The sequence below is a fragment of the Streptomyces sp. NPDC020362 genome, assembly GCF_040642095.1.
GTDB lineage: Bacteria > Actinomycetota > Actinomycetes > Streptomycetales > Streptomycetaceae > Streptomyces.
The window spans coordinates 1-6,386 of record NZ_JBFAET010000323.1; the positions used below are offsets into that span (position 1 = coordinate 1).

At 70.7% G+C, this 6,386-nt stretch carries 7 protein-coding genes; 5 read left to right on the forward strand and 2 right to left on the reverse strand.

The genetic code is table 11. From position 1 onward, the window contains the following. The 4 genes from AB0H32_RS45825 to AB0H32_RS45840 all read left to right on the forward strand — a co-directional run. On the forward strand, positions 1-731 hold a 731-nt coding region (locus AB0H32_RS45825; protein ID WP_361134888.1), incomplete at its 5' end, for a cbb3-type cytochrome c oxidase subunit I. Then, positions 728-1,063, forward strand: a complete 336-nt coding sequence (locus AB0H32_RS45830; RefSeq protein WP_361134891.1) for a hypothetical protein — start codon at positions 728-730, stop codon at positions 1,061-1,063. The genes AB0H32_RS45825 and AB0H32_RS45830, both read left to right, overlap by 4 nt. 206 nt (positions 1,064-1,269) lie before the next feature. Then, positions 1,270-1,827: a DoxX family protein gene (locus tag AB0H32_RS45835; RefSeq protein WP_361134893.1), complete on the forward strand. Its 558-nt coding sequence runs from the start codon at positions 1,270-1,272 to the stop codon at positions 1,825-1,827. A gap of 98 nt (positions 1,828-1,925) precedes the next feature. Continuing rightward, positions 1,926-3,173, forward strand: coding sequence for a glycosyltransferase (locus AB0H32_RS45840; protein WP_361134905.1), 1,248 nt, complete (start codon positions 1,926-1,928; stop codon positions 3,171-3,173). Here the strand turns inward: AB0H32_RS45840 and AB0H32_RS45845 are convergent. Next, positions 3,160-4,185 (reverse strand): alcohol dehydrogenase, encoded by a 1,026-nt coding sequence (locus AB0H32_RS45845; protein WP_361134896.1) that lies wholly within the window; start codon positions 4,183-4,185, stop codon positions 3,160-3,162. The genes AB0H32_RS45840 and AB0H32_RS45845 overlap by 14 nt on opposite strands. A gap of 155 nt (positions 4,186-4,340) precedes the next feature. Beyond that, entirely contained in the window at positions 4,341-5,003 is a 663-nt protein-coding gene (locus tag AB0H32_RS45850) for a TetR family transcriptional regulator (protein WP_361134899.1), read from the reverse strand. Positions 5,004-5,142: 139 nt separating this feature from the next. Here AB0H32_RS45850 and AB0H32_RS45855 point away from each other — a divergent pair. Continuing rightward, positions 5,143-6,386: YncE family protein (locus tag AB0H32_RS45855; protein WP_361134902.1), on the forward strand; the 1,244-nt coding region annotated here is incomplete at its 3' end.

Consider the following 6,386-nt stretch of genomic DNA (forward strand, 5'->3'; position numbering starts at 1 on the left):
CCGGCGGTGTGCTGCTGCCGTTCTTCTCCTTCATGACGTTCCTGATCGCCGTCCCGACCGGTGTGAAGTTCTTCAACTGGATCGGCACGATGTGGCGCGGCAGCCTGTCGTTCGAGACACCGATGCTGTGGGTGATGGGCTTCCTGGTGACGTTCGTCTTCGGCGGACTGACCGGGGTGATGCTGGCCTCGCCGCCGCTGGACTTCCCGACTTCCGACACCTATTTCGTGGTGGCCCACTTCCACTACGTCATCTTCGGCACGGTGGTGTTCGCGATGTTCGCCGGATTCCACTTCTGGTGGCCGAAGTGGACCGGCAAGATGCTGGACGAGCGCCTCGGAAAGATCACCTTCTGGACTCTGTTCATCGGTTTCCACGGCACCTTCCTGGTGCAGCACTGGCTGGGTGTGAACGGCATGCAGCGCCGTATCCCCGACTATCTGGCGGTCGAGGGGCTCACCACGCTCAACACGGTCTCCACGATCTTCTCGTTCCTGCTCGGCTCGTCCCTGCTCCCGTTCTTCTACAACGTCTGGAAGACCGCCAAGTACGGCGAGAAGGTCGAGACCGACGACCCGTGGGGCTACGGCCGTTCCCTGGAATGGGCGACCTCCTGCCCCCCGCCCCGGCACAACTTCCTGACCCTTCCCCGTATCCGCAGCGAGTCCCCGGCGTTCGACCTGCACCACCCCGAGGTGTCGTCGCCCGAGCGGGAGTTGACCGCGCGATGAGCATCGGTGACGAGCGGGCGCTGGTCCAGGAGATCGAGGGTCATCTGCTGCTCGCCGCCGCACGGGAGGAGGGCCGTACGGCTGCGGCCCGGATCGCCGGCCGCCTCGGCTGGCTCACCGACTCCCAACGCGACGACCTGGAGCGGCACTTCGAGACGGAGTACCTGGCGCTGTCCCGTATGTCGTGGCGGCGCACAGCCGAACGTGCCGAGGAGCTGCGGCACACCTACGAGACCAGGTACCGGGCGCTGCGGCAGCGAGTGGTGGCCTGGTGCGTGCTGGGCGGTGCCCTGCTGACGGCGGCGACCCTGGTGGTGCTGGCCGCCGCCTGAGAGGCAAGGCACGGGCTGCCAGCAAGGCAGAGAGTGCACGGCGGCCGCCCTGCACGTGGATTCGCCGGTCCCACCGCGAGGCCGAGAGTGTCGCGGTGGGAGCAATCCCTGGAAGCCGCTGGTTCGTATATGGGTGAGTAAGCGCTCGTCGCGAAGTGACTGGTGGTGTCGGCCAGTGCTTCAGCCGTCTTCACGGGAGCAGTAACATGCTTGCCCAGCGCATTTTGTACCGTCCGGAGAATTCCGAGGACTCGCTGACGCCCCGGGCCACCGTGTCGACATCGTACGCGGCGGACTCGGGTCTTTTGCTTATCAGGCTCACTTTCGGTCTGCTGATGGCCGCGCACGGTGCTCAGAAATTGTTCGGAATTTTCGGCGGGCACGGCCTGACCGCGGCCGGCAAAGGATTCGCGGCCCTCGGATACCGCCCGGGAAAGCTGTTCGCCCTGGTCTGCGGCCTCACCGAGTCCCTCGGTGGCCTGGGCCTGGCCCTCGGGCTGCTCACTCCGCTCGCGGCCGCCGCCCTGATCGGAGTGATGATCAATGCGATGGCGACCGTCTCCGGCGCCCATGGTCTGTGGGAGACGGACGGAGGGGTCGAATACAGCGTGTGCATCACCGTGGTCGCCCTGGCCCTCGCCGCCATCGGCCCGGGCAGACTCGCCCTCGACCGGTTCTTCCGCTGGGGCAACGGCGGCTGGAAGGAGGCCGCCTTCGCCCTCGGCCTGGGAGGTGTGACCGCTGCGATCGTCCTGAGTCTGTGACGCGGGCCGGCCGAACGGCGAAGTCGTCGCACGGAGCGGGTCGTTGGGCCTGAACGGGCCGCGATCCGCGCATACTGGCTGTCGTGCGCGTTGCGATCATGACGGCGGGTTCACGGGGCGACGTGGCCCCCTACACCGGCCTCGGGCACCGGCTCGGCCGGGCCGGGCACGAGGTCACCCTGGTGACCCACGGTTGCTTCGAGCCCCTGGTGGCGGCCTCCGGGGTGCGTTTCCACGCGCTTCCGGTCGATCCGCGCACGGAGCTGGAGTCCGCGCGGGGCCGCGGGCTGCACCGCAGCACCAGCAGCGCCGGAAAGCTGGTGCGGGTGGTCGAGCTGGCCCGGCATCTGGTCGGGCGGATGAGCGACGATCTGGTGGCGGCGGCACGCGACAGCGACGTCCTGCTGCTGGCGGCCCCGCTGGCGCCGCTCGGCCATGCCGTCGCCGAGGGACTGCGGCTGCCGAGCATGGGCGTCTATCTGCAGCCCCTGACCCCCACCCGGGAGTTCGCCCCGCCCGTGCTCGGCGGCGGCTCCTTCGGAGCCCGCGGCAACCGGCTCACCGGGCACGGGGTGAACCTCGCCGTGGAGCGCGTCTTCGCCGGCACCGTACCCGCGGTCCGCGCCCGGCTCGGGCTGCCCCCGGTCGGCGCCGGTACCGCACGGCGCACCCGGGAGCGGCGGCTGTGGCCCGTGCACCACGGCTTCAGCCCGCTGGTGGTGCCCCGGCCTCGGGACTGGCGGCCCGGCCTCGGCGTATGCGGCTACTGGTGGCCCCACGACGCCGGGACCCGGCTCCCGCACGCACTGCGGAACTTCCTCGACGCGGGTCCGCCGCCGGTGTTCGTCGGGCTGGGCAGCGCGACCGTGCCGGACGCCGGCCGGCTCAGCGCGCGGATCGTGGCGGCGCTGCGGCGGGCCGGCCTGCGCGGGGTGATCCAGCGCGGCTGGGGCGGCCTTGCGGCGGACGGCGACGACATGCTGACCGTCGGCGAGGTACCTCACTCGGCGCTGTTCCCCAGGACCGCCGCCGTGGTCCACCACGCCGGGGCGGGCACGACCGCGGCGGGCCTGCGCGCCGGGGTGCCGGCCGTGCCGGTCCCGGTCCAGTTCGACGCGGGGTTCTGGTCCGCGCGGCTGGTGTCGCTGGGCGTCGCCCCCGCCGCCGTCCCGCTGCGCCGGCTGACCGTCGACGCCCTGTCCACGGCGCTGCTGCGGGCGACGCGGGAACCGTCGTACGGCGAGCGGGCCCGCGCGCTCGGTGCGCGGATCCGGGCGGAGGACGGGGTGGCGCCGGTGCTGGAGGCGGTGGAACGGCTGGACGGCCGAGGCCTCAGCCGCCGGTGAGCACCATCCGGAAGCGAGCCCTGCCGGCGAGCATCTTCGCGTAGGCCTCGCCCGCGCTCTCCAGCGGTACGTGCTCGGTCATCGGGCGAATGTTGTGCAGGACGCTGAACGCCATGGTGTCCTCGACGTCCTGCGAGGTGCCGGACGGGTGGCCGCGGACGACACGGCCGGCCATCAGCAGCTGCGCCGGATTGATGCCCATCGGCGCGGTGTCCGCTCCGATGACCACCAGCTCACCGCGGGGGCCCAGGCCGTCCACGGTGGCCGTGATGGCCTCGGAGTTCCCGGCGGTGGCCAGGACGGCCTTGGCGCCGCCGAGGGACTGCAGCGCCTCCGCGACCGGGGTTGCGGAGGTGCTGTCGACGTAGTGGTGGGCGCCCAGCTGCTTGGCGAAGTCGGCCTTCTCGGGGCCGCGGGCGATCCCCACGGTCTCGAAGCCCATGGCGACCGCGTACTGCACTCCAAGGTGCCCGAGGCCGCCGAGGCCGAGCACCGCGACCACATCACCCGGCCGGGCGGAGCTGCGTCGCAGTCCGTTGAACGTGGTCACGCCCGCGCAGGCCATGGGTCCGGCGTCGCTCGCAGCCAGCCCTTCGGGGATCCGGGCCAGGGCGTCCACCGGAGCGATCACCTTCTCGCCGAAACCTCCGTCGTACGCCCACCCCGGGACCTTCAGGTTGGGGCACACGATGAAGTCGCCCCGGCGGCAGGGTGTGCAGTGACCGCAGCTGCCGCCGAACCAGCCGACCGCCACCCGGTCGCCGACCTGCCAGCCCCGTTCCAGCACCCCCTGACCCAGTTCCTCGATCCGCCCGGCGATCTCGTGTCCCGGCACCTCGGGGAACGACACGCCCGGTAGTGCGCCGCTCACGAAGAGGGCGTCGCTGTGGCAGACCCCGCAGGCCTCCACGGCGATCCTCACCTGGCCTGGCCCGGGCTGCGGCACCTCTCGCTCGACCAGCTCGAACGTGCCGTTCGGAGCGGTCACCTGCGCGACTCGATACGTACTCATGCGTTTCTCCGGAGAACGGGTACGACGGGCCCCTCGATCCAGCACACCAGCTCCGCGCCGATCGCGCGCGCCGAGCGCCCCGGGCCCGCGGACCGGGACTGCCGGCCCGCTCGTTCCGGCCCCGCGCCACCCGGCGGGCCCCGGGAACCGGAGGGTCAGGAGGTTTCCGGGCGCCAGCCCTCCGGCCGCAGGATGCCGAGCAGTTGGCGGACCAGCTCGTCGACGACCTCGTCCAGGCTCGCGTCCACCCAGCCGGCGCTCCAGTCGTGCAGCAGACCGTTGACACTGCCGATGAAGGCGGTGGCCGCGAGGCGGTAGTCGCGGGGTGCCGCCTCCCCGCGGGCCACCGCCGCGTCGGCCTCGGCGCGGATCAGGTCGACCCACCGGGCCCGGCGGGCCAGCCGCTGTTCCTCCAGGCGGGGGCTGACGCCGATGATCTCCACGAAGGCGATGCGGATGCGCCGCGGGTCGGAGGTGACGTCGCGGGTGTAGGCATGGAACAGCACGGCGACCCGCTCGGCCAGCGGCAGCCTCTCGGCCGCCGCGAGCGCGTCCAGCACCGCCTGTTCCGCCCAGGCGTTGACCTCCAGGTGCAGCGCGGCGAGGACGTCCTCCAGGGTGCGGAACTCCTCGTAGAACTGGCGGGTGGACAGGCCCGCGGCCTGGCTCAGCGCGGCGACCGTCGCCGTGCGATAGCCCGGGCTGTCCCCGAACAACTGCAGCGCCGCGTCCAGGAACCGGCGACGCCGCTCGGCCTGCCGTTCCTCGGCGGACCGGCCGCCGTAGCGGCCCGTCGGCGCCTTGAGCCTGCCCGTCACGCTTCCCCCTCCGTCAACCGCCGGTGACCCAATCTTGTCGTGCACACATCTTGTCGAGAAGGGCACCCCCTCCTTACTTTTCAGTAAGTTCACTGTGAATCCATGTGTGTTCAGATTTCCCCGAGGAAAGAGAGCAGTCATGCCTGCCTCCAGAACCAGGCACCTTTGCTCCGTGGCCGCCGCCCTCGCCCTGACCGTCGCCGGCCCGGCGACCGCCGCCTCCGCGGCCTCCGCCACGTCCGATGCCTCCGGCCTGCGCGAGGTGCTGTTCGTCGGCAACAACTGGGACGGCACCGCCGATGTCATCAAGTCCTCCGGCGACTTCGCGAAGGTCGGCCGGATCAACGTCATCCCCGACAAGGACCAGCGGATGGCGGAGATCAACGCGGATCCCGTCAAGTGGATCTACTTCATGGCGATCCGCAACAGCGTCGGCGAGGGCCACGACCAGTTCGCCGACGACATGTACTCCACTCCGGACGGCAAGTCGGTCGTGGTCTCCCGCCCGAGCTTCGCGGACGTCGTCTCGATCGACCTCGCCACCGGGAAGGTCAACTGGCGTTTCCCGGTGGCCGGTTACCGCGCGGACCACATGGCCGTCTCGCCGGACGGCACCCGGGTGGCCGTCTCCGCCTCGACCGCGAACACCGTGCACGTGCTGGACATCACCACCGGCAGGCAGCTGGGGTCGTTCGCCACCGGGGACAAGCCGCACGAGAACATCTTCACCAAGGACGGCAAGTACATCTGGAACATGTCCATCGGTGACGTCAACACCGCCCTGGACGACCCGGCCTGGGACTGGACGAAGGGCGACCGGCACATCACGGTCGTGGACGCCACGACGTACAAGCAGGCCAAGGTCATCGACATGCGCCAGCGGCTGGACGCGTTCGGGCTGAAGGACTTCTCCGACGCGGTGCGGCCCGCCGTCTTCTCCCCCGACGAGTCGAAGCTGTACTTCCAGGTGTCGTTCTTCAACGGCTTCCTGGAGTACGACGTGGCCGCTGACAAGATCACCCGGATGAAGACGCTGCCGAAGAACCCGTCGACCAGCGAGGACCGCACCACCTGGGTCAACGACTCGCGCCACCACGGCATCTCGATGAATCCCGAGGGCACCAAGCTCTGCGTCGCGGGCACCATGGACGACTACGCCACGGTGGTGGACCGGGCCACCCTCCAGGAGGGCCCGCTGGTCACCGCGTCCAAGCCGTACTGGGCCACGGTCAGCGGCGACGGCAAGGACTGCATCGTCTCGGAGAGCGGTGCCGACCAGGTCACGGCGATCGACTTCGCCACGGGCCGGAAGGTGACGTCGATCCCGGTCGGCGACCACCCGCAGCGGGTCCGGCTGGGGCATGTCCAGGCCGACTGGACCGG